Annotated in this window: 19 protein-coding genes; 11 read left to right on the plus strand and 8 right to left on the minus strand. The window is 69.6% G+C overall.

Going from position 1 to position 23,981, the window contains the following annotated elements; all coding sequences use genetic code 11:
- Nucleotides 1-64 precede the first annotated feature (64 nt).
- Nucleotides 65-997 (plus strand): hypothetical protein, encoded by a 933-nt coding sequence (locus tag R3E10_08865; protein ID MEZ4415855.1) that lies wholly within the window; start codon nucleotides 65-67, stop codon nucleotides 995-997.
- Between the two features lie 91 nt (nucleotides 998-1,088).
- On the plus strand, nucleotides 1,089-1,655 hold the full coding sequence (locus R3E10_08870) for a hypothetical protein (GenBank protein MEZ4415856.1): 567 nt from the start codon (nucleotides 1,089-1,091) through the stop codon (nucleotides 1,653-1,655).
- A gap of 79 nt (nucleotides 1,656-1,734) precedes the next feature.
- Here R3E10_08870 and R3E10_08875 read toward each other — a convergent pair whose 3' ends face one another.
- On the minus strand, nucleotides 1,735-3,417 hold the full coding sequence (locus tag R3E10_08875) for a M28 family metallopeptidase (GenBank protein ID MEZ4415857.1): 1,683 nt from the start codon (nucleotides 3,415-3,417) through the stop codon (nucleotides 1,735-1,737).
- A gap of 32 nt (nucleotides 3,418-3,449) precedes the next feature.
- Nucleotides 3,450-5,204, minus strand: coding sequence for a hypothetical protein (locus tag R3E10_08880; protein MEZ4415858.1), 1,755 nt, complete (start codon nucleotides 5,202-5,204; stop codon nucleotides 3,450-3,452).
- 126 nt (nucleotides 5,205-5,330) lie between these two features.
- Between R3E10_08880 and R3E10_08885 the strand changes: the two genes are divergently transcribed.
- The 3 genes from R3E10_08885 (at nucleotide 5,331) to R3E10_08895 (ending at nucleotide 8,100) form a co-directional block, all read left to right on the plus strand.
- Nucleotides 5,331-5,738 (plus strand): secondary thiamine-phosphate synthase enzyme YjbQ, encoded by a 408-nt coding sequence (locus tag R3E10_08885; GenBank protein MEZ4415859.1) that lies wholly within the window; start codon nucleotides 5,331-5,333, stop codon nucleotides 5,736-5,738.
- Between the two features lie 77 nt (nucleotides 5,739-5,815).
- Complete coding sequence (locus R3E10_08890; GenBank protein ID MEZ4415860.1) at nucleotides 5,816-7,093, plus strand: aminotransferase class V-fold PLP-dependent enzyme; 1,278 nt, start codon at nucleotides 5,816-5,818, stop codon at nucleotides 7,091-7,093.
- A 26-nt stretch (nucleotides 7,094-7,119) separates the two neighbouring features.
- Nucleotides 7,120-8,100 carry an SCO family protein gene (locus R3E10_08895; GenBank protein ID MEZ4415861.1) on the plus strand — a complete coding sequence of 327 codons (981 nt, stop codon included), beginning with the start codon at nucleotides 7,120-7,122 and terminating at the stop codon, nucleotides 8,098-8,100.
- 62 nt (nucleotides 8,101-8,162) lie between these two features.
- On the opposite strand, the gene R3E10_08900 is transcribed toward R3E10_08895, so the two are convergent.
- The 6 genes from R3E10_08900 to R3E10_08925 form a co-directional block, all read right to left on the minus strand.
- Nucleotides 8,163-9,599: a carboxypeptidase regulatory-like domain-containing protein gene (locus R3E10_08900; protein ID MEZ4415862.1), complete on the minus strand. Its 1,437-nt coding sequence runs from the start codon at nucleotides 9,597-9,599 to the stop codon at nucleotides 8,163-8,165.
- A gap of 125 nt (nucleotides 9,600-9,724) precedes the next feature.
- A complete protein-coding gene (locus tag R3E10_08905) occupies nucleotides 9,725-10,456 on the minus strand; it encodes an ATP-binding cassette domain-containing protein (protein MEZ4415863.1) in 732 nt (243 codons plus the stop codon).
- A complete protein-coding gene (modB, locus tag R3E10_08910) occupies nucleotides 10,453-11,295 on the minus strand; it encodes a molybdate ABC transporter permease subunit (GenBank protein ID MEZ4415864.1) in 843 nt (280 codons plus the stop codon). The genes R3E10_08905 and modB overlap by 4 nt, the downstream gene beginning before the upstream one ends.
- Nucleotides 11,296-11,297: 2 nt before the next feature.
- Nucleotides 11,298-12,059: a molybdate ABC transporter substrate-binding protein gene (modA, locus tag R3E10_08915; GenBank protein ID MEZ4415865.1), complete on the minus strand. Its 762-nt coding sequence runs from the start codon at nucleotides 12,057-12,059 to the stop codon at nucleotides 11,298-11,300.
- Nucleotides 12,056-13,195 carry a substrate-binding domain-containing protein gene (locus tag R3E10_08920; GenBank protein MEZ4415866.1) on the minus strand — a complete coding sequence of 380 codons (1,140 nt, stop codon included), beginning with the start codon at nucleotides 13,193-13,195 and terminating at the stop codon, nucleotides 12,056-12,058. The genes modA and R3E10_08920 overlap by 4 nt, the downstream gene beginning before the upstream one ends.
- 128 nt (nucleotides 13,196-13,323) lie before the next feature.
- Nucleotides 13,324-14,793: a bifunctional metallophosphatase/5'-nucleotidase gene (locus R3E10_08925; protein MEZ4415867.1), complete on the minus strand. Its 1,470-nt coding sequence runs from the start codon at nucleotides 14,791-14,793 to the stop codon at nucleotides 13,324-13,326.
- 149 nt (nucleotides 14,794-14,942) lie between these two features.
- On the opposite strand from R3E10_08925, the gene R3E10_08930 reads away from it, so the two are divergent.
- The 6 genes from R3E10_08930 (at nucleotide 14,943) to R3E10_08955 (ending at nucleotide 23,939) form a co-directional block, all read left to right on the plus strand.
- Nucleotides 14,943-16,994, plus strand: coding sequence for a TonB-dependent receptor (locus tag R3E10_08930; protein MEZ4415868.1), 2,052 nt, complete (start codon nucleotides 14,943-14,945; stop codon nucleotides 16,992-16,994).
- Nucleotides 16,995-17,035: 41 nt separating this feature from the next.
- Nucleotides 17,036-19,672 (plus strand): PIG-L family deacetylase, encoded by a 2,637-nt coding sequence (locus tag R3E10_08935; GenBank protein ID MEZ4415869.1) that lies wholly within the window; start codon nucleotides 17,036-17,038, stop codon nucleotides 19,670-19,672.
- Nucleotides 19,673-19,705: 33 nt separating this feature from the next.
- A complete protein-coding gene (locus R3E10_08940; GenBank protein MEZ4415870.1) occupies nucleotides 19,706-21,508 on the plus strand; it encodes a sodium:solute symporter family protein in 1,803 nt (600 codons plus the stop codon).
- Nucleotides 21,505-22,893: an alpha-galactosidase gene (locus R3E10_08945; protein ID MEZ4415871.1), complete on the plus strand. Its 1,389-nt coding sequence runs from the start codon at nucleotides 21,505-21,507 to the stop codon at nucleotides 22,891-22,893. The genes R3E10_08940 and R3E10_08945 overlap by 4 nt, the downstream gene beginning before the upstream one ends.
- Nucleotides 22,894-22,939: 46 nt before the next feature.
- Complete coding sequence (locus R3E10_08950; GenBank protein MEZ4415872.1) at nucleotides 22,940-23,434, plus strand: DinB family protein; 495 nt, start codon at nucleotides 22,940-22,942, stop codon at nucleotides 23,432-23,434.
- A 142-nt stretch (nucleotides 23,435-23,576) separates the two neighbouring features.
- Complete coding sequence (locus R3E10_08955) at nucleotides 23,577-23,939, plus strand: cupin domain-containing protein (protein MEZ4415873.1); 363 nt, start codon at nucleotides 23,577-23,579, stop codon at nucleotides 23,937-23,939.
- Nucleotides 23,940-23,981 lie beyond the last annotated feature (42 nt).

Raw genomic sequence — 23,981 nt, forward strand, 5'->3', positions numbered from 1 at the left:
CCGGCGATGGGGGCTCAGAGGCGGTTGGGAAACCAGCAGGCTCCCAATCGAGTAAGGAAGGACCATGGAGCGCATCGAGATCCCGAACTTCGCCACCTACAGCCCCGTCTCCCTGACCGATCTCATGGTCGGGGGTCCGGTGGCCGCCCGCCTGTTGCTGGGAGTGACGCCGGTCGGACGGGCCATCCAGACGGCTGCCTTCCTGAGCTACGCCGGCAGCGCTCTGCTCGACTGGGCCGCACGGTTGGGAGTGCGGAAGGTGGAGTTCGAGCGCGAGTTCGGAGCCGACGTGCACCGACTCGTCCCGATGCCCCGGGAGGCTCGGGAAGCCGAGATCGCCCGTCTGGTCGAGGCCCTGAACGAGGAGTACACGGCGGAAAGCCCCCCTCGGCAGGAGCTGGCCCTGCGCGCCAACGCGCGCCTGACGGACTACCTGGCCACGTTGACCGGCCAGGTGGTCGAGACCAGCGCCGAAGTGCGGGGGATGACGCTCGCCGGGTTCTTGTTGCCTTTCGCACACGGGGCGTGCGACATCGTCTCCGGGGACATCGCGATCTTCCGCGACACGGGGGTGTTCGAGGCCCACATCCTGGCGCACGAGCTGGTGCACCGTCGCGGGTACTTCAAGGAGCTGCACGCTCAGGTGCTTTCCCACCTGGCACTGTCCACCTCCGGCGATCCGGTGCTCGTGCAATCGACGCGCGCGGAGCGCTTGAACCGGCACCTGCAGACGCTCTCTGACGAGGACCCGACTCGACACCGGGAGTTGGCCGAACGGGCCGGACTGCGTCCCGAGCTCGCCGAAGCGTTCCTGCCGGCGGTGCCCAAGTCGCCACCCCACCCCATCAGCGACGGGCTCCGGCAGCTCTACGATGCCCGCATGCGCCTGACCGGTCAGAACGGGCTCACCGACTATTGGCAGGGCTTCACCGACTTCCTCTGGACCTTCCAGACCGCCGGAGAGGCGAGGCAGCCGCGGGCGCACGCACGCGTCTGAGTCGGCCATGGCGCCCGCCACGACGGGGCGCTATCGGTGATGGGCCACAGCGGAGCCGCCGCTCCCTGGTCACCCATCCCGAGGAGGTCGCATGGTCCCCCTGCTCTCTCTCTGGCTGCCGATCCTGCTGTCCGCCGTGATCACGTTCGTGGTGAGCGCCATCATCTGGATGGCACTTCCCCACCACAAGACGGACTACGTGCGCCTGCCCGACGAGGACGCCCTGATGGGAGCGCTACGGGCCCAGAACCTGAGTCGCGGCGTCTACCTCTTCCCGTTCGCTTCCGGGGGCGCGGACATGAAGGACCCCGCGTATCTGGACCGGGTGGCCAAGGGGCCGGTGGGCCTGCTGCGCGTCCTCTCACCGGCCGGCATGGTGCCGATGGGCAAACAGCTGGTCTCGTCGTTCCTGCTCTACGTCTTCATCGGCGTGCTGGCCGCGTACCTGGCGTCCCGCACCCTCCCGGCGGGCGCGGACTATCTGATGGTCTTCCGAGTCACCGGCACAGTGGTGTGGATCAGCCACTCCATCGCCCACTTCCACGACGTGATCTGGTTCGGTCAGAAGTGGTCGACCGGGTTCAAGCTCGCAGCGGACGGCCTCGTCTACGCGCTCCTGGCCGGCGGCGTGTTCGGATGGTTGTGGCCCGCTGCCTGACGATCCAGCAGCGAGCGGCAGCGGATCCCACATCGAGTCCAGCGCGGGGCGTCCCGATGGACGCCCCGCCCTCGGCGGGTCAGAACACGGGCGCTCGTCCGAAGAGCCCTCCGAAGAAGTCGCCTTCCTTCCAAGCGGGCCGGGCCGCACGCTGGGCCACGCGGTAGCCGGTGAGGAAGTTGACCTGGGCATGGGTCACGCCGGCGCCGAAGTCGAAGCCCTGGTCGGCCTCGTCCCGGGGGGTGTGATAGATGTCGCGGCGCCAGTCGGCATTGATGGCGGCGCCGTCCCGATCGTCCCCGGTCTCGAAGCCACTCTTGATGAAGAGGGCGGGAATGCCCCGCCGGATGAAGCTGAAGTGGTCGCTCCGGATGAAGAGCACCTGTTCGGGAATGGGGTCGGGGCCGATGCCCAATCCCAAGCGCTCGGCAGCAGCGCTCACGTCCTCCGACAGCGTCGAGTGATCGGCACCGTAGGGGACGATGTCCTTGAGGGGATGGAAAAGGAAGGGCATGTCGAGCGAGAAGTTCGCCACCAGGCTTTCCGGCGGCACGGTCGGGTGATTCACGAAGTAGTCCGATCCCAGCAGCCCCCATTCCTCGGCCGTCACGAACAGGAACAGGACCGACCGTCGCGGAGGTTCGGGCAATGCGGTGAAGGCCCGCGCGATCTCGAGAACGATCGACGCTCCCGACGCGTTGTCGTGCGCTCCGTTGTAGATCGAGTCCCCCTCCACGGGTACGCCCACGCCGAAGTGGTCGATATGGGCGACGTAGACCACGTGCTCGTTCGACAGCGCCGGGTCGCTCCCCTCCAGGCGGGCCACCAGGTTGTGGCTGTCCACCCGCCGGTGACGCGTGGTGGTGGTCATGCGCACGCGGGACGGAAGGTCGAACGCCTGTGGAACGCTGGCGGCCGCGTCGGCGAAGACCTGGGCGAGCGCTTTGGGCGTCCCCGAGAACAACCGGTCCACGGCCGAGTGGTTGAGGCTCGCCGACCCTCGTAGAGCCGCTGCTCCAGGTCTCGCCTCCACGCCTGGTTCCAACCAGGCGAACCCGCCCCGCTTGGCGCGCGCCACGTTGACGTCCCAGCGGAAGCGCGGGTCGTCCGGCGCGTTGAAGCTCAGCATCCCGACCGCCCCACGTGACACCGCTTCGTCGCGCTTGACCGCACCAGAGGAGTAGTAGGCGCGCGGGTTGCTCGGGAGTGACGGCGGAGCACCGGAGAGGAAGGCAACGACCTTCCCGGAGACGTCGATGTTCGCATAGTCGTCGTAGCCGAAAGCCGGAGCGGAGACGCCGTACCCCACGAACACCACCGGAGCCTCCACGTCCACCTGAGGCCGATCCGGATCGGGGCTCAAGTAGTAGTCCAGCCCGTAGACCAGAGAAACGCTACGCCCCTCTCCCAGCACCGTGAGGCCGCTCGCCGCCTCGTCCACCAGGCTCTCCTGGAGCTGGACCGGCTGGCGGTAGCTCCCGTCCACCCCCGCCGGCGCGAGCCCGAGATCCCGCAGCCTACCCTCCACATAGCGGGACGCACCTTCGTACCCCGCCGTTCCCGGCGCGCGCCCGGCCAGACTGTCGTGGGCCAGCACCCGGATGTGGGTTTCGATCGCCTCGGGATGAATGGCCGCCAAGGCGCCGGAAACGGCCTGCGTGTCCAAGGACCAGGGCTCCGCCTCTTCCATCTCCCGCCCGCCGCAGGCCACCAGCAGGCCCAGCACCACGAGCGGAAGGCGACGGACGTGCGGCGTGGACATCGATCGGTCTCCGGAGCGGGTTGGCGTTTCCATCAATAGCGCCAGCTTCTGAGGTCGGCACCCGGGGGTGCGCTGCGCTGCATCCGCTCGACGATGCGCGGCGCGAACATCTGGATGTAGCGCAGCCGGCTGTACCCGTTGGCGCGCGTGTGATCGCCGTTCCAGCAGTGCTCGGCGCGGTCTCCATAGTCCACCTCCCCCGCATAGAAGGGGTTGCTGGTGGACTCCAGAAACTCCTCCGTGAGGTAGACGGCGTTGTTCAGGTAGAGATTGTCCATGTCGCCTGCGTAGATGTGCAGCTTGCCCTGCACCTTGGGTCCGAGGGTGGCCCAGTCCCGCTGCAGGATGTAGGAGAGGTCGTAGTTCTCCTTCCAGTACTCGGCCACCGCCCGGTCGATGACGCCGGTGCGCTTGTCCCAGATCGGTTTGGGATAGCCGTCTTCACCGACGGGCGAGTAGACCGCCTGCCAGATATCCCATTGATCGCCGGAGCGCCCGTGCGTGGCCAACGCGAGCTCGCGATGGTTCACCTGTTCCAGCGTCATGGTGACGTGGCCCAACCAGTCGCGCGCGCCCGGCCGCGGGGTTCGCTTGAAGGGGCCTTCCGCGAAGTAGGCGTTCTCGTCCTCGTAGAGATTCACCACCGTGTAGGCCCTGAAGTCGATCGGGTCGGGACAGGCGATGAAGGCCCCGTTGTACTCCTCTGGATAGAAGACCTGCACCGCCATGGCTTCCCACCCGCCGGTCGAACCGCCGTAGGTGAAGCGCGACCATCCCTCGCCCAGACCACGGAAGCGGCGCTCGATCTCGGGAATCAGCTCGTATTGGATGGCGTCGCCGTACGGTCCCAGGTTGGCGGAGTTCACCGCGTAGGAATCGTCGTAGTATGGATTGGCGTGCTGGATTTCGACCACCAGCATCCGTGGGAAGCCGGGCGCGTTCCAGTCCTGATACAGCTCCCACGCGGCCGAATCCGCCACGTGGTTGTAGCAGTCCAACCGAAAGCGAGCGCTGTACTCGCACGGCGTGCTCATGTCCGGTGGTGACTCTCGCCATCCTCCGAAGTCATACGGAAAGTGCCCGTGGAAGACCGCCAGCGGGTAGCGCGCATTCGGATGCTCGTCGAAGCCGGCCGGGAGCAACACGTGGGCGCCGAGATAGGTGTCGGTGCCCCAGAACGCCGACAGGCGCTCGCTGCGGATCTTCACATGCTTGACGAAGGGGGTCTCCGGCGGATCCGGGATCGTGGGGATCACCTGTGAGAGCTCGACGCGTAGCGTCGCGGCCACCCCCGGATCGATGCGCATCTCCATCGGAGTGGAGTACAGGTTGCCCGGCTTGCGGGCCCATTGCTGCCCCTCGCCCCGGTCCGGGGGGAGCTTGACCACATGGCCGTCCCCCCGCTGGTAGGTCTGGTACTGGTTGAGCAGCGCCTGGACGCGATAGGTGCCGGGAGGAAGGTCGCCCAGCGCGGCGACCGGGTAGCCGAACACCGCCCCATCGACCACTCGCTCCTCGCCCGGTGCCCACCCCTCCACGTCGACTCCGAAGACCTGCGCGGTGGTGACCGCATCGCTGACCTGGAAGCGCGGCTCCGCGGTGGTGTCCGCCGAGATGAGCAGCAAGAGCCGCCCGTCCAGTGGCGCGTCCGCGAGGGTAGCCGGGAGCGTCACGCTGAAGCGCAAAGCGGTCCCCCCGTCACCAGGCCCGGAGCAGCCGGTCGCGACGACCGACGCGGCAAGCAGGAAGAACCCCCAGAGCGACGAGGCGAGGTGGCGCGGAACCATCACGGTCTCCTGACGGAAGGGCGAGGGAATCGGTTCGATCCTACAGCCCCCACCGGCCATCGGCATCCCCGCGCGCAACCTCCCCGCTGCTTGACCCCGGCCGGGCGCCCGCTCGAACGTGGGGGCGTGACCACCCGTATCGAGGTGCCCACCCGGGGGAAGGGCCTCCACGAGATCACCCGCCAGGTGCAGGCGTGCGTGGTGGAGGCCGGCGTCCGGGACGGCCTGTGCACGGTGATGATCCAGCACACCTCCGCCAGCCTGACGATCCAGGAGAACGCCGATCCGTCCGCCCGCCACGATCTGGAGGGCTGGCTCGACCGTCTGGTGCCGGAGAGCGACCCCGCCTTCACCCACACGACGGAAGGACCGGACGACATGCCGTCCCACATCAAGGCCGCGCTGACCGCCACCACGCTCTCGATCCCGGTCCTGGGTGGGCGCCTGGCCCTGGGGACCTGGCAAGGCGTCTACGTCTGGGAGCACAGAACGCGGGGCTCGCTGCGGCGCTGCGTCGTGCACGTGGGGCCGTAGCCCGCTTGCCCGCGGGTGGGCCGCCGGTCTACGCTAGCGCCAGCGGCCTGCCCGCCTTCCTCCGTCCGGAGCGTCCCATGTCCTCGTCGCTCGATCGTCGTCAGTTCGCCCGCCTGTTCGCCCTCGGCGGATCCGCCGCGTTCCTGGGACGCTCGGGCCTGGATCTGGCGAGACCGGCGCCGCTGGGAGCACTCAGCCTCCGCAGTGCCGCGGGCCTCTGGGAAGACGTGCGGGCTCGTTTCCTGATGCCGCCCGAGCTGGCGGTGCTCAATGCGGCCAACCTGTGCCCCTCGCCCCGCTCGACGCTCGAGAACGTGTACCAGCTCACCGAGCGCATGGACACGGATCCGCTTCCCAGCTTCCGCACCGAGATGCACGGCGTGAAGGAGGGCTCCCGTGCCAAGGTGGCCCGCCACCTGCGCGTGGCTCCCGAGCACATCCTGATCACCCGCAACACCAGCGAGGCCAACAACTGGGTCTCCAACGGCCTGGACCTGGGCGCGGGCGACGAGGTGCTGATCTTCGGCGACAACCATCCGAGCAACCACCAGGCCTGGAGAGAGAAAGCCAAGCGCTTCGGATACACGGTCAAGGTGGTCGAGCAGGTCAACCCCCACCCCGGTGCCGACTACTACCTGGACGCCTTCGCCCGCGCGCTCACGCCGCGCACCCGCGTGCTGGCCTTCACGCACCTGACCAACACCGCCGGGGACCTCTTCCCGGCGAAGGAGCTGTGCGCGCTGGCCCGCGAGCACGGCGCTCTCAGTCTGGTGGATGGCGCGCAGTCGTTCGGGCTCCTGGACGTGGATCTCTCCGACGTCGACCCCGACTTCTATTCCGGTTCCGCGCACAAGTGGCCCTGTGGCCCCAAGGAGACCGGCCTGTTGTACGTCAACCCGCGGGTGCAGGGCCGCTTCTGGCCCAGCCTCTACAGCGCGTATGTCGGCGAGACGGGTTTGTCGCGCACACACGAGGGGATGGGCCAGAGGGACGAGCCCGCCATCCACGCGCTGGGCGAGCAGATGGACTTCCTCGGAGAGATCGGACAGGGGCGCATCGAAGAGCGCAGCCGTGAACTCACCTCTGCGCTCGTGGAGGCCCTCGCAGCGATCGACGGCGTGAGGTTGTGGACCTCCACCGATGCCACCCGGCGCGCCGCGGTGGTGTCGTTCGACCCGGCCGGCCTCGATCCCCGTCGACTGACCGACGCACTGGAGAGCGAGGGCATCGTGTGCTCGAATCGACCGGGAGCCGATCGTCCGGGCATCCGCTTCGCGCCGCACTTCTACAACTCCATGGAAGAGATCGAGCGCGCCGCGGGTGCCATCCGCAAATACGTGCGCCAGGGCGTGTGAGGGTCGGCCCCTGCCTCCGGGTGCCGGTGCTCGGCGCCGCTCTCCTGGCCGCGGCGTGCTCGTCCGCGGCCGAGGACCCACTCCCTGCGCTGCTCGGGTCCCTGCGCGGTGAGGTGTTCCTGCAACCCTATCGCCTGCCCATGGCGCGGCTCCCCGATCAGCACGGTACGCTGTTCGACCTGAGGGAAGCCGCGCGAGGCAAGGTCACCTTCGTCTATTTCGGGTACACGCACTGCCCGGACATCTGCCCGATCACCATGGCCACTCTGGCGCGGGCGCTGCAGCGCCTGGAGCCGGCGGAGCGGGAACAGGTGCTGAGCGTCTTCATCGGGGTGGATCCGCCGCGCGACCCTCCGGAGCAGTTGCGGAGCTGGCTGGGAGCCATGGACCCGACCTTCGTGGGGCTGAGCCCCACCTTCGACGAGCTGGACGCGATCCTGGGGCAATTGGGCTTCCGCCGTCCGCCACAGGACTATCCCGAGGAGGGGCCGTACGAGGTAGCGCACCCGGGACTGCTCTACGTGTTCACGCCAGACCGTCTGGGACGTTTCGGATACCCGCCCGACGCACTTGATCCCGACGTGATCGCGTCGGGCGTGCGCGCTCTGCTGGGACTGGATTGGCGCGCCAACGCCGACGTTGAGGTGTCGGCCGCGCGAGCGGCCGATCCATTGGGGCAGAACCAGATGTCGGTGTACGCAACGGTGAGCAACCCAGGGTCGCTGCCCGACACGCTGCGCGGCATCGTGGCGCCCTTCGCCCGCACGGGCTCCCTTCACGAGATGACCTCCTCCGACGGCGTGATGCGCATGCAACGCCTGGACGCACTCGTGATTCCGCCCCGCGCTACTGTGGAGCTCCGCCCGGGCGCACTGCACGGCATGCTGGAGGAGTTGGCCGCCGTTCCCGCCGCGGGGGACACCGTCGAGGTGTTGTTCGCGTTCGCGCGGTCGGGCCAGATCATCGTGCGCGTGCCCGTGCTCGATCCAGCGGACGTGGTGCGCTAGCGCGTCGCAAAGGACACCGCGGACGTGCCGACGCGTGCGAGCGCAGGTGCGCCGATCCGCTCCTACCGCCCCAGCCGGCGCACCAGCCCCACCTCCACGGTGGTGCGCGCATGACGCTCGTCCGCCATCGGCAAGCGCAGTGGAGCAGGCGCGGATCCATCGCGGGGCTCCAGCGCGTCGTCGGCCTTGCCACCCGTCAGCAACCGCATTCGGCCCCCGGCCAACACGCTCCAGGCCGGGCTGATCTGGCGCTCGAGGTGCATCCCCACCGCCACGCCCAGCGTGGTCCAGCTCCGCTCCAGATGCGTCGCCAGGATCTCGACCACCTCAGGTCCCGCACCGGGAGGAGTGGGATCCTCCAACGTCAGCTCCTCACGCGCCAGCGAAGCCCCAGCCTCCAGGTACAGATCCCACAGGAGACTCCGGTGCAGCAGAGGGCGGAGCGTGAGGTCCACGCCCTGTGTGGACAGGGATGTCGTGAAGGTGCCGGCGGCTCCGGTGCCTCCGTAGCGCGCCTCCGACCCTCCCGAGAAGGCGTAGGCGCCCAGCGAAAGGTCTGGGAGCCACCCGGCGACGCGCGCCTGCACCGCCACCAGCACGCCGGGCCGCCAGGCGGTCCGCTCCGTGTACTGAGCGTCGCCGTTGCCCGTGCCGAAGGTGAGCGCGCGGCCATCGTGCACGGTGGCCGGTGCGCCACCCACCGCCGCGATCACCACGCGGAACCGGGCCAGATCGCGAGCCACCCGCGGCGCCGCTCGGTCTCCGTCCACGGGGATGCGCGTCTCGATGGCGAGCACACCGCGGTCCCCGTCCGTACCGTAGAGGACGCGGGCATCGATGGGGTCGACGATCTCCCAGCGCTCGATGACCTCGGGGGAAAGGTCCACCAACGCCGAGGTGGGGTTGATGGCACGCCGGCCGTCGATGTAGACCGAAACGGAGTTGCAGCCCGTGTTCCTCAGGTCGCGGCGTGCACGTCGCAGCTCGATGCACAGCGACGCGCTCTCCCCGGGTTGTTGCAGCTCGTAGAGCTCCAGTCCGGGCACGTTGGCCTGGCGGATGAGATCCTGCATGGTGTGCGCACGAGGGAGTACGGCCTCGATGGCCGCGCGGTCCATCCCGTCGAGCCGGAAGGCGCGCGCCGGGTCGCGCTCCCGCCCGCGAGCGACCACCACGATCGGTGCCAGATCGATGGCACGCACGCTGAGGGGGACCCGCAGATCCAGCGTCTCACCGTCCCCGACCGACAGCGTATCCGCCCGGTCGGCGTACCCCAGCCGTCGGGTGCGGAGGATGAGGTCGCCGGCGGGAAGACCGGTGAAGCGGAAGGCCCCGTCCGCGGTGGTGACGAGCTGACGGTCGGTGCCCAGCAGGGTCAACGCTGCACCTTCGATGGGCAGGTCGGTGCGCGCGTCGACGACCACACCGGTCAAGCTGACCTGGGCGGCCAGCGGCAACGCCGTTCCCAACCACACACAGCCCAACACTGTCAGGCGCATACGCTCCACCTCCGGCTGGAATCGTGGGGCGGGCAGGCGTCACCTGCAAGCAGAGGGAGCGCAGAGTCACCACCGCACTGCTCGATCCTCGAGACGCTGCTGCGTCGCCGTGAGTGGGCAGTGCCTCAGCGCTGCGCCACCTCCACCGCCTGGAAGAACTCGGCAACGAAGTCGTTGGCCGGGTCCGCAGCCAGCTCCGCCACCGTCCCCACCTGCACGACGCGTCCGTCCATGATCACGATGGCCCGGCCGCCCAGCGCGATCACGTCACGCAGCTCGTGCGTGACGACGAGTGCCGGGCGCCGACGAGCGCTCAGGTACTCCGCCAGGAAGGCTCGGGTACTCCGTCGCGAGGTGGGGTCGAGCGCGGCCAGCGGCTCGTCCAGCAGCAGGGCGAGGGGTCCCGTCGCCAGCGCACGCGCCAGCGCCACCCGCTGTTGTTCTCCACCGGAAAGACGCTCCGGCGTCCGCTCCGCGAGGTGCTCGGCGGACAGTTCCGCGAGCAACCGGCGCGCCTCGCGCCGACGGTTCGCGCGTGAGCTGGCTGCCACGCCGAACGCCACGTTGTCGAGCGCATTCAGATGGGGGAACAACGCGTAGCCCTGGGGGAGATACGCGATCCGCCGCTGCTCGGGCAGGATGTCGATTCCCGCCGCGCTGTCGAGCAGCGTCCGGCCGTCGACGCGGATGACGCCGCGCACCGGGACACGTGCTCCGGCCAGCACTCGCAGCAACGTCGTCTTCCCCGCACCGTTGGGGCCGACGATCGCCACCGGCGCCCCGCCGGTCTGGAACCGGAGATCGAGGCTCAGCCGGCCCAGGCGCCCCTCCAGCGCCACCTCCCAGCCCACGCTCACGACACGCCTCCCACGCGGGGGCGTAGTCGCGACCCTCGGCGCGGCAGCAGGCGCATCACCATCAGCACACCCACGGCCAGGACGGCCAGGATGAGCGCGATCGCGCGCGCCGTGTCCAGATCTGCTTCCAGGGCTGCGAAGATGGCCAGCGGCAGGGTCTGCGTACGGCCGGGCAGGCTGCCCGCGAAGAGAAGCGTGGCCCCGAACTCACCCACCGCCCGCGCCCAGCAGAGCGCGGCTCCGCTCACGAGCCCCGGGAGCGCCACGGGCACCGCCACCCGCAGGAAGGCGCGGGTCGGCGAGGCACCCAAGGTACGCGCCACCATGAGCAGATCGTCGTCCACCTCGCCGAAGGCGGCCGCTGCCGACTGCACGTAGAAGGGTGCCGACACGATCACCTGTGCCAGCACCACCGCCGTGGTGGTGAACGGGATCTGCAGGCCCAGCGCGGACAGCCAGGGGCCCAGCACGCCGTTGCGGCCGAAGGCATCGAGCAGCGCCACCCCCATCACCGCCGGTGGGAGCACGATGGGGAGCTGCACCCACGGTTCCAGCAGGCCGCGGAGCCGGCCGGGAGAACGGGCCAGCCACCAGGCGAGCGGCGTCCCGGTGAGCAGGACGAGCGCGAGGCTGACGAACGTGGAACGCAGGCTGAGCAGCAGCGCCGGCAGCACCCGCGGATCGCGCAGGCCGGCGGTCAAGGCCTCCCGCGAGGAGGATGCCAGCAGGGCGACCACCGGAAGGGCAAGACAGAATAGAAGCATTCCGGCCAACAGATGACCGGGCCACCCACCCGCCCCTCCCAGACGGAGCACCTGCCCCGGGCGCGCACGGGACATGCTCAATCCACCTCGAAGCCCAGGTCCAGCAGCAGGGCGCTGGCCTCCGGGGAGCGGAGGTAGCGGACGAATACAGAGGCCAGATCGGCGTGGCTGCTTTCTCTCACCACGCCGGCCCCGTAGTCCAGGCGCTGCGCGAGCGCGGCCGGCAACGGGATCCACCGTACGCGTCGCCCGGCGGCCGCATCGGTTCGATACACGATGGCGGCGTCCGCTTCGCCCAGCTCGACCTTGGCCAGCACCAGTCTCACGTTGCTCTCCTCGGAGACCACATGGTCCAGGACCGAGCGCGTGAACGAGGCACCCAGCTCGTCGGCGGCCCGTTCGAGCAGGACGCGTGTGTACGCTCCCACCGGGGCCTCGGGCGCCCCGAGCACCACCCGTTCCGCACGCGGAAGCTGTTCGAACGACTCGATGCCCGCAGGGTTCGTCTCCGGCACCACCAGCACCAGCGCGTTGTGGGCGAACACCGTCGGTTCCACCACCAGGCCCGCCTCGGCCAGCGCCTGCAGGTGTTGCGGGTCCGCCGACGCATACACGTCGGCGGGTGCGCCCTGCTCGATCTGCACGCGCAGCACCTGGCTCCCCGCGAAGCTGAGGGCCACGCGGGTCCCGGGATGGTCGCGCTCGAACCCCGACGCGACGCCCTGCATGGCGTCGGTCAAGGAGGAGGCCGCAAACACCGTGAGCACCTTGGCTGGTGGACGCCCACCCCCGCACGCTGCCAGCGCCATGAGCAGCGCCAGGGTCGAAGCGCGCTTCACGAAGACCGCCCAGCGTCGATGGAGTCCCGTCGCTCGCCGGTCACTTCGCTGTCATATCCCGCCAAGGCGGCCAGCTCACGCCGGACGGCGGCGTCGGCAAGCAGGTCCAGGAGCCGCTCGGTGGGACGGGCGGCAAGCGCTTCCGTGGGGATCACCAGGTCGAAGCGCTCCTCCGAAAGAGGGCGGAACGCGAGTCCCTGGGCGAACGCGGCATTCTCGATGGCGATGCCTGCGTCGGCCGCACCGGCAGCGACCAGAGCGGCCACCTCCATGTGCCCGCCCGCCTGCACGTCCCCAGGCGCAGCGGCCCGCCGGGCTCCCGCGGCCGCGAGCGCCCGACTCAGCAACTCGCTGGCGCCCGCTCCAGGCTCCCGCAGCGCCAGCCGCATACCCGGGCGAGCAAGGTCCTCCGCCCCCTCGATGCCCAACGGGTTGCCGGCCCGGGTGAGGATGCCTTGCCGCCATCCGGCCAGGGTCACCAGCGTGAAGGACCGGCCCGGCAGGTGGGTGGCCACCCATTCCAACGTCTCCTGGCTGTCGCGGGCATGGTGAACGCCCGCCACGTGGACCAGACCGTCGGCCAGCAGCTCGAGCGCGCGCGCGCTGTTGGCAGGAAGCCAGGTCATTCGCGCGTCGGGGAAGCGGAGACCGGTCCGCTGGGCCAGGCCGCCCAGGGCCGGTGCGCATCCCGCCACCAGCAGATTCGTCTCCGCCCGGCCCGGGTCCACCAGCGGCTCAACCGGAAGCAGAGCGGCGCGCCCGTCCCACCCGGTGACCAGCGCGTCGGCGGCCTCGGCACCGTCCGAGCCGAGCGGGTGGCCGACCCAGCGCCCATCCACCCACCCCAGGGCCAGGCGGACGGAACCGCCGGCCCTCGCTGGCAGGGAACCGACGGAAACCTCCGGCAGGCGGACCCGTAGCCCCGCCGGCGGGTCCAGCCGAAAGAGGTCCTCCACGCGGCAGCCGAGAACCCGGCCCAGACGCAGGGCCACCAGGGTGGAGGGTACCTGACGACCGGCCTCGATGGCCCCCAGCGCCTGACGGCTGATCCCGACCTGCCCCGCGAGCTCGACCTGCGAGAGACCGAGCGTTTCGCGCCGGTCCCGCACTCGGGGATCGAAGGGGAGGGAGTCCATCGGCGTCCGGGGCTGAAGTAGATCCCCGAACGTAATGTGGACTTGTCATGCTGACAAACACACTTGTCAGTCGGTCAGCACGGTGCTCTCGGGCGCCGGCATGGGGCCCCTGGGGAGGGCTCGGAGAGCTACCTCCCGGCCGGGGGAAACCGACGGGTCAGCTCGGCCTTCACCGAGAGGCGCATGTCCGGATGCTCTGCCTGCACGCTCACCCCCTCCTGGTCGGCTGCGAGGAAGCCGAGTCCCCGTTCGCGGCCGGTCAGCAGGTAGTCGGGCAACACCACCCGGTAGGTCCGCCCCGGATCGAGCGGCGCTCCTGCGACCCGCCAGGCTCCGCTGGCCCCCTCCACACCCGCAGTCTGCAGGAACCCCCCGGTGCCACGATTCTGCGCGCCCTGGTCCAGCGCTCGCTCCAGCACGTCGCCCCTCAGGTCCACGCTGTAGCTGACCCCTCCGAAGGGCAGCACCCGAATGAGATCGTACTCGGTGACCGGTCCGGCCCGCAGCACGTCGTCGAAGCGGATGGAGCCCGCGTTGTAGAGCACGGCATCCGCGTCCGCGTCCTCGGCGGCGAACGCGTCGGCGATCAAGCGCGTGAGACCCGTCGGACGCAACAGCACTTCGGCCTCACGCCCGTCCAGGTCCGACGGGATCCGCGCGATCACCTGTTCCGGCTGGAAGCCGTCGGCCCGGAATCCCTGAAACGCGCGCTCCACCCAGGACGCGACCTCCGCGGCGACGGCAGGGTCCTCCGCGAGCGCATCGGTGATCGGGAGGATCTCGGCGACCGCCACACCGGCCCGGCCCTGCGCCACGGGGATGCGGACGTGCGCGGCGGAAACAGCGTTGGCGTCCGCCTTCACGATGAGGCGATCGCCCACCGCCACGACCATCGCCTCGTGTTCGTGGCCTCCCAACACCAGATCGACGTCAGCCGTGCCCTCGAGGAGCGCTCGGTCGGTCGCGACGTTGAGGTGCGTGAGCGCCACCACTGCATCCGCGGAATCGGCGACGATCGCTGCCGCATCCCGCAGGCTGGGCAGGGGATCGGCCACGCGCACCCAGGCGGGAGCCCCTGAACCCAGGACCGCGCCCACGAAGGCGATGCGCACGGTGTCACCGTCGCTGTCCCCCACGGTCCGGAAGACCCAGGGCCGGACCCCTTCGAAAGGCCGCCCCGCCGAGTCGGTGACGTTGGTAGCCAGCCACTGGAAACGCGATTCGGAGACCCGGGCGCGGAAGTCCACCTCGCCAATATCGAACTCGTGGTTGCCCAACACCGCGACGTCGAGGCCCAACGCATTCATGACGGCCACCATCTGCGTACCGTTCAGGCGCGCGCCGTCCACTCGGGCGGTGCCCATCGCGGAGGGGCTCAGGAGATCGCCCCCGAAGGTCACGAGAAGAGGCGCATCCGCAGCGGCCAGCCGATCCCGCACAGTGGCCACGCGCGCCAACCCGCCGGCCGCCCCACCCTCGATGGGTGTCATCTCGTAGACGTCGTTGAGGTGGAGGAGCGACACCTCGACCACGCCGTCGCGCGGCGCGGGCCCGCCCGCCGACGCACCGTGCCCGGCGCAGGCAGTCAGCAGCGTCATCGGGATCCAGAGTACCCCCCGGCGCAGTCGTTTTGCCCCGGCCTTCATGCGCTCCCCGTTCCTCCTTGCCGACTCGGACCTGCCTCTCCACGCTGGTGTAGCAGCACGCCCCGTTCACGGCAACGTCCGCCCCGCCCGGAGGGCCGGTCTTGGAATTCCCCACGGTGCGCCCGCTCCAGCTGGTGACCCTCACGCTGGCGCTCTCGGCAACGGCGGCCGCGGCCCAGGATCGCCCCGATTCTACGCGCGCGGACACCACCGTCTACCGGCTCGACGAGCTCCGCGTGGTCGCCACCCGCCCCGTCACCACGGTGGGGGGCGCGAGCGCCTACGAGATCCACATGGACTCGATGTCGCTGGCGGTCTCCCCCACCGTCGAGGACGTGCTGAGGGAGCTTCCCAGTGTTCACGTCCGTACCAACTCGCGAGGCGAAGCCGAGATCTCGGTGCGGGGGTCCGAGTCACGTCAGGTCGCGGTACTCCTCGACGGGGTGCCGCTCACGCTCGGTTGGGACGCACGCACCGACGTGTCGGTGCTTCCCGCCGGAGCCACCACCGAGATCAGCCTGGTGCGGGGGCTGTCCTCCATGCTGCACGGGCCCAACGTCCTGGGTGGAGTGGTGCAGATGAGCGTGGGCCACGGTACCTCCTTTCCGGAGCATGCCTCCCTGCAGGTCTCTGGCGGGATCGACGAAGTGGGCGGTTACGGCACGTCGGTCACCGGCGCCCGTCCCTTCGAAAGCACCAGCGGACGCTGGCTGCTGCGCGGCGGCTTCGGGCTGCGGGACTCCCCCGGCGCGACGCTGCCCCAGGGAGTGCGCGAGCCGGTGCCCACGGAGGAGTCGCTGCGGCTCAATACCGATTTCAGCGAGTTCAACGGCTTCGGCGCTCTGCGCTTCCAGGGTGACGGCGGCCGCTGGTTCTCGCTCTCCGGGTCCGGGTTCAAGGCCGAGCGCGGCATCGCCGGCGAGTTGGACGTCGAAGAGCCACGGCTTTGGCGCTACCCGGACATCACGCGCGCCATCGTGGCCGCGTCGGGGGGAACCGGAGATCGCGCGACCCCCTGGGGCCGAGGCGACCTCGAGGTGAGCCTCGGGCTCGATCTGGGCCGCACGGAGATCGAGTCGTTCGCGACCCGCGCCTACGACGAGGTGATCGGCACGGAGGAAGGCGATGCGCGCACGCTGACGGTACGCATGCTGGGTGACCACACGCTGGGGCGCTTCGGGGACCTGCGCGCGGCTTTCACCTATGCCGACATCAACCACGACGCCACCACCGACGGCGAGCTACGCGAGTACAGACAGCAACTCACAAGCCTGGGCGTCGAGACCATCTGGAAGCTCGTCGACGCCTCGGACGGAGCCATCGAAGCACTACGCTTCAGCGTCGGCGGCGCGTTCGACCAGGGGAAGACCCCCGAGACCGGGGGCCTGCCCTCCCTGGGTACGCTCGACGACTGGGGAGCACGCGCGGGGCTGTCCGCCGTCGTGAACGACGGACGCACCCTGCTGCACATGGGCGCCAGCAGGCGGGGTCGCTTCCCCGCCCTGCGCGAGACCTACTCGGAGGCCCTCAATCGCTTCGAGCCCAACCCGGATCTCCAGCCCGAGCATCTGGTGGCCTTCGAAGGAGGGGTGACCACCCGGCTGGGCGGAGGCGACCTGCAGGTGGTGGGCTTCCATCACCGCCTCAGTGATGCCATCCGCCGCATCACGCTCCCCAGCCGCCTGCGCAAGCGTGTCAACTCCGATCGACTGGAAAGCACGGGGGCCGAGCTCCTGCTCACGCAGTCGTTCGGGGGTCTCACTCTCAGCGGCGACCTGACACTGCAGTCCGTGCAGCTCTTCGACACCGTCGACGTGTCCAGCCAACCCGAGAATCTGCCGGAGGTGTCAGGCAGCGTGCAGGCGCGCTTCCCCCTCTTCTCCGGGGTCTCCGCCACAACCGCACTGCGCTACACCGGTACGCAGTTCTGCCAGCATCCGGACACCGGCGCTGACGTGGAGCTGGCTGGTGGTGCCTGGTGGAACGTCGACGTGGGACGTTCGTGGGCGCTGCCCTCCTCGACGGGCAGCCGTCTCATGAGTCGCGTGGAGGCGCGCGTCGGCGTCGACAACCTCACGGATACCGCGCTGTACGATCAATGCGGCCTGCCCCGCCCCGGGCGCCTGCTGCGCGTCCAGTTCAGACTCTTCTAGCACGTTGACGTGATGCGCGGCAGACCGGAGGCGGAGCAGCGGTGAAGGTTCGTGTCTGGGTGGGTCGCCCTCGCCACCGCCTCGTCACCGGCCTCTCGATCGTCGGCGCGGCGATGGTGCCGGCCCCCTCTCGGGCCCAGTCCCCAACCCTCGAAGCCGACGCGGTCGCGACGCTCCCCTTCGATCGCGGCACTCCGGGTCTCCGTCAGGCACTGCTCCGGCTTTCCACGACGGCGTCGCTCCTGCATACCACCGCCCATCCGGACGATGAGCAGGCGGGATTGCTGACCCTCCTGGCGCGCGGCCGGGGCGTACGCACCACGCTGCTGACGCTGAACCGTGGCGAGGCGGGTGCCAACGCGCTGGGGCCGGAGCTCTTCGACGCGCTCGGCCTGGTACGCACGGAGGAACTGCTGTTGGCCGGGCGCTGGTATGGGCTCTCCGCCCAGTACTTCACCAACGCGGTCGACTACGGCTACTCCAAGACGCTGGACGAGGCCCTGCGCTCGTGGGATCAGGAGGCGGTGTTGGGCGATCTCGTGCGTGTGTTGCGCAGCGAACGCCCCCGCGTGGTGGTCTCGCGCTGGCACGGATCGGAGCGTGACGGACACGGGCATCATCACGCGGCCGGCGTGCTCACTCCGCTCGCGGTCGCCGCCGCCGCTGACCCGGATCGCTTCCCCGATCAGATCGCCGAGGAGGGCCTCCGCCCCTGGCGCGTCGAACGGCTCTACCGCGGCGGCGTGCGCGAGGGTGAGCTCACGCATGTCGAGATCGACGTGAACCGATCGTTCGATCTGCTGGGGCGATCGTTTCTGGACGTGGGGTCCGAGGGCCTCTCCCTGCAGCGATCGCAAACCGCAGGGCGGCGGCGCACGAGCGAGGGTCCGGTCGTGTATCGCTATGAGCGACTGGACGACGGAGGCAGCCGCGCAGACGCGCAACCCGACTCCACGTTCTTCGCGGGTCTGGACACGTCCCTCTCCGGACTGTTCACACAAACTGCGGAAGAGGCGCCGCGCGCGGCCCACGCCGCCCTGGCCCGCGCGCAACGGTCGATCGAACGGGCCAGCGGGCGCGTCGAGTTGGACAGCGGCCTGGGTGCGGTCGAGCCCCTCGCCGAGGCCCTGGCGGCCCTGCGCGAAGCACACACAGCAGCCACGGAGGCACCGGAAGCGCGGCGCGTGCTCGAGCGGAAGATCCTCGAAGCCCAGACCGCGCTGCGTCTCGCGTTGGGCGTGACCGTTACGGCCCTGGCCACGGACGAAGGCGGCGCCGTGCACCGCTTGGCGCCGGGCCAGTCCTTTCGCGTGCAGGCTCGCTTCGCGTCCGCCTACCCACGCTACCTCACGGACGTGAGGCTCACACTGGAGGCGCCCTCCGGATGGATGGTGCGCGACGAGGCCTCGGCTCCACAGGCCTGGAGCGTGCGCGTCGCCGCCGATGCGCAGCCCTCCGGCGCCTACTTCGCCCGCGACGGCCTGGGCGACACCCACTACAGCGTGCGGGACTCGTCCGCCTTGCACCTCCCCTGGTCGGAGCTGCCCCTCCGGGTGGTGGCGTCGTTCGCGGTGCACGGGGAGACCGTGCGTGTGGGCGCTCCCGTTCGCGGTGAAGAGCCCGCCTTGCCCTACGGCGTAGAGCAGCGGCGCCTCCAGGTGGTGCCTCCGGTGTCGGTGCGGCTGAAGCCCGCCGTCCATCTCCTTCTGCCGTCGTCCGCGGGCGCCTTCCGCGTTTCTGCCGAGGTGGAGCAAACCACCGGCATGCCGGTGGCCGGAACGCTGTCGCTGACCATACCGGCCGGGTGGAGCGTGCAACCGGCGTCGGTGGCATTCGCTCTGGATGCCGCCGGCGAGCGTCAGATCAGCGAGTTCCAGGTGGAGCCGGCGCCCGGTGGGCCCGCCACGGAGCACATCGAAGCCGTGGCGCAGATCGGCGGTTCCATCTACGCGGCGGAGGAACAGCGCATCGTGCACCGCGATCTCGAACCAAGATCGCTCCACGTGCCCGCCCGGAGCAGGGTGCTGCGGGTGGACGCCCGCATCGCGCCCGCCCTCGAGGTCGGCTACGTGGAGGGGGTCGGCGATCAGATCCCGGACGCGATCATGGCGTTGGGAGCGCGGGTCGCCGTCCTCGACGACGCCGCGCTGGCGGAGGCACCTCTCGACCGCTTCGACGCGATCGTCGTGGGAACGCGCGCCTATGCTGTGCGCCCTACCCTGGCCCGAGAGAACGCGCGTCTGTTGGAGTACGTGGAGGCCGGTGGGCATCTCGTCGTGCTCTACCAAACGCCAGAGTTCGACGCGGCGAGCCTGGCTCCCTACGCGGCAGAGTTGCCCGACAACGCGGAGGAGGTCTCCGAAGAAGACGCACCGGTGGAGCTGCTGGCCCCCGAGCATCCGCTGCTCAACGCCCCCAACCGCATCGGCGTCGACGACTTCGAGGGCTGGGTGGAGCAGCGCGGGTCCAAGTTCTTCTCCCGGTGGGGACCCGAGTTCACGGCGCTCGTCGAGACCCACGATCACGGACAGGCTCCCCAAGGGGGCGTATGGCTCACCGCCCCGCTCGGCCGCGGGCACTACACCTACGTTGCCCTGGCTCTGCACCGGCAGACCCCCTACGCTGTGCCCGGTGCCTACCGCATCCTCGCCAATCTGCTTTCGTTCGGGTCGCGCTGACGGCGCGACCTCGCAGCCATCGAGGTCCGGGCCGTGCAGCTGACCGGTCCGGACTTCGTGGTCATCGCGGCCTACGGCCTGGTGGTCCTGGTGATCGGTTGGATCTTTGCCAGTCGGGCCGGGGCGAGCGTGGAGGACTACTTCGTGGCCGGACGCCGGCTGCCCTGGTGGCTGGCGGGCACCTCGATCGCGGCCACCTGGTTCGCTGCCGATGCGCCGCTGGCCACCGCCGGGATCGTGCGCGAGCGCGGCATCGTCGCCAACTGGCTGTGGTGGTACGAGGGCACGGGCGTCCTCTTTCTCGTCTTCTTCTACGCCAAGCTGTGGCGCCGCGCCGGGATCCTCACCGACGCCGAGTTCATCGAGCTGCGCTACTCGGGGCGGCCGGCCGCCCTGCTACGCGGCTTCTCCGCCATCTACCAGGGCGTGCTGAAGAACGCGGTGGTCATGGGGTGGGTGATGTTGGCCATGGTGAAGTTCAGCCAGGTGCTCCTGGGCTGGGATCCCGTGGTCACGCTGGTCGTCGCCGGGTTGATCGCACTCAGCTACACGGCCGCATCGGGGCTATGGGGCGTGGTGGCCACCGACCTTCTCCAATTCGTGGTGGGGATGATCGGGTCTCTGATCCTGGCAGTACTGGTCCTGGCACGCGTGGGTGGGCCGCGGGGGCTGGCGAACGGAGTGCGGGGGCTGGCCGACGCTCCTCCCGCGGCGCTGGACCTGATGCCGCACAGCTCGCACATGGGCTCACTGGAGCTGGCGTCGTTCCTCTGCCTGATCCTGTTCCTCTGGGTGCGGAGCGGGCAGGGCGACGGCTACGTGGCCCAACGGCTCTTCGCCACGAAGAACGAGCGGCAATCGCTGCTGGCCGCCCTGTGGTTCGCCCTCGCGGGCATCGTCCTGATGACCTGGCCCTGGGTGGTGGTGGGACTGGGCTCGCTGTTGGTGCTGCCCGCTGCGAGCGCAGCGCCCACCCTGGTGGCCGACCCCGAGCTCGCCTACCCGATGATGATCGGCGAGCTCATGCCGGTGGGGCTGCGCGGCCTGGTCGTCGCCGCCTTTCTGGCCGCGTTCATGAGCACCATGGACACCCACCTCTGTTGGGGGGCGTCCTACCTCGTCAACGATGTGTACCGACGCTTCCTCCGCCGGGACGCGTCTGAGTCGCACTATGTGCGCGCCTCCCGGGTCGCGGTCCTTCTGCTGGCCGTGGTGGCCGCCGTGAGTGCCTGGCAGATGACCTCCATCCAGCGCGCCTGGATCTACGTGATCGAGCTGACCGCCGGAGTGGCGTTCGTCTGGTTGCTGCGTTGGTACTGGTGGAGAGTCAACGCCTGGGCGGAGATCGCGGCCATGGTCGCATCGCTGGTGCTCGCCAACGGTGGCCTGATCGCCCGGGGGCTCGCGGCTGCCGGCCTGCTTCCCGGTGGGTGGGAAACGAACCTGCTTCTCGTGTACGGCAGCGAGTACGACTTCATCCGCGCCACCGGCATCGTGCTCGTCTCCACCGTGCTGTGGATGACCGTCGCCCTCCTGACGCCACCCGACGACCCCGCGCGGCTCGATGCCTTCTATCGTCGCGTGCGCCCAGCCGGTTGGTGGGGGCCTGTGGCCAGGAGCGCCCCGGGGGTCTCGGTGGATGGAGGATCCTCCGCACGGTGGCTGGGCTTCTTCCTGAGCACAGCGTTCCTCTATTCCGCCCTGCTGGGAATCGGATACGTTGTCACCGGGCGGACGCTCGCCGGAGCCGCGGTCGGAGCGCTCTCCCTCGTGGCCGGAGCGCTGACGCTCCGGCTCGCGTCACGCGAAGCGTCGTCCACAGCCGCGGAGTCATGAGCCTTCATCTCGTCCTCATCGGTGCGGGCAGCAGGGAGTTCGGACCCGCCACCGTCACAGACATCCTGCTGAGCGATGCGCTGTGCGCCCAGGAGCCGTCGGTGACCCTGATGGACCTCGACGCCGGCGCGGTGGAGGCCACCCGCGCCTTCGCAGCGGCGTTGGCGCAGGCCCGCTCGCGGCCCGTGCACTTCCATGCCACGACGGACCTGCAGGAGGCGCTCTCCGACGCCGATTTCGTGATCATGGCCGTGGAGCGCCGCCGCTACTTCTACTGGTCGCAGGACTTCCACATTCCCCGCAGTCTCGGGTTTCAGCAGATCTACGGGGAGAACGGTGGCCCAGGCGGGCTTTTCCACGCACTGCGCAACATGCCGCCGTCCCTCGAGGTGGTGGAGGGCATGGGCCGGTTGTGTCCGGACGCCGTGCTGCTGAACTACACGAATCCGCTGACCAAGCTGTGTGAGGCGCAAACCCGCCTCGGTCCTGTGCGGGTGATCGGCCTCTGTCACGGCGTCTTCGCCGGCATGGAGCAGGTCGCCGCGCTGTTGGAGCGCCCCGTCCACTCGCTGGAGATCCACTCGGCGGGACTCAACCACTTCACGTGGTTCACCTCCATCCGGGACCGGGAGACGGGAGCGGATCTCTATCCCGAGCTTCGGGAGCGCGAAGCCCGGGCGCACTGGTTGCACGACTTCGACGAGATCGCCCTCTCCCGCATCCTGCTCCGCACCTACGGACTTTGGCCGTCACCGGGCGCCAACCACATCGGTGAGTACCTGGCCTGGGCAGGCGACCTGCTGCCGAGCCAGGACATGCAGTTCTTCCACGACCCGGCGGACGGCGACCCCTGGGAGTCGGACCGCGTCCCACCGTGGATCTACAACCTCCGGGACCGTCCCACCGACACGCCCCTGTTCCATCCCGCCCGTGAGGGTCGTCTGAAGCCCAGCCCCCACCGGGGCCCCACCGTGGACGACCCCCGGCCCTCCGGTGAGTTGGCCATCCCCATCATCGAGGGCCTGGCGGCCGGCGTGCCACACGATCTCGCCGCCGTGAACGTACCCAACCGCGGCGCGCTGCCAGGGCTCCCGGACGATGCGGTGGTGGAGCTTCCCGCCCAGGTGGATGCAGCCGGCTTGCGCACGCTCCCGGTCGAGGCGCTGCCCGAGGCGGCGCTGGCGCTGCTGCGAACGCAGTGCTCGATCAATCACCTGCTCGTGCAGGCCTACGAGGAGCGCTCCCGCGACCGCCTGCTGCAGGCCCTGCTGCTGGACCCGTCCACACGCTCCTACGGCAATGCCGTACGCCTGATCGACATCATGTTCGAACGGCAAGCCGACGCACTTCCCGCGCTCGTCTGGCACCGCCGGCAACCGTCGTGAATCTCCAGAACGTCTCTCTACGAACCTTCACCCAGGACAAAGGCGCATGATTGCAGAATCCATCCTTCCCGAGTTCGACCACGAGTTCGCGCAGCTGCGACGGATGCTGGAGCACGTCCCGGAGACCATCCCCGAGTACGCGCCCCACCAGAAGTCGATGACCATGCAACGCCTGGTCGGTCACCTGGCCGAGTTGCCGGAGTGGACGAATGCCACCATCGACATGGACGAACTCGACTTCGCCACCTTCGACTATCAACCGTTCATGCCGGCCACGCGCGCCGAGGCGATCGAACGGCTGGACAAGGCCCTGGCGGGCGCGCGAGCCTGCCTGGCCGGCGCCTCGGACGAGACGCTCATGGGCAACTGGACCATGCGCGACGGCGACAAGGTCTACATGACGATGCCCAAGGTCGCGGTGCTGCGAAGCTTCGTCTTCAACCACATGATCCACCACCGCGCGCAGCTCGGCGTGTATCTGCGGCTGAACGACCTGCACGTGCCGGGCATGTACGGTCCCTCCGCCGACGAGCCCATGTAGACGGTCGCCGGCGCGGGCCCCCTCCGGGCAGCGCGCTTCCCCCTGACTTCCCCGCGCGGCCGGACCGACCCAGATTGACGGGTCGGCTCCGGCCGCGCCGCCGATCGAGTTCCGCACCCGCCAGTCAGCCCTGCGAGGAACCATGAGTCACAAGCACGCCAGCGACATCGAGGCCCAAGCGGTGAAAGCGGGCTCCGGCACGTCGATGCAGGTTCTGATCGGTGCGGATCAGGGACCGAACTTCGCCATGCGGCGCTTCATCATGGAGCCGGGCGGCGGCATGCCGCTCCACACCAACGCCGTCGAGCACGAGCAGTACGTCCTGCGAGGGCGAGCGCGGGTCACCATCGGAGGAGAGGTGATCGAGGTGAACCGGGACGACGTGGTCTACATCCCGGCCGGCGTGCCTCACTCCTACGATTCGTTGGGTCCCGAGCCCTTCGAGTTCATCTGCGTCGTGCCCAACCAGCCGGACAAGATCGAGCTGGTGGAACCGGGCTGCTGAATCTCGCGGGGGGGCGCCCGCTCTGGAGCGCAGACGATGGCG

The organism is Gemmatimonadota bacterium (assembly GCA_041390105.1).
Classification (GTDB): Bacteria; Gemmatimonadota; Gemmatimonadetes; order Longimicrobiales; family Gaopeijiaceae; genus JAGQIF01.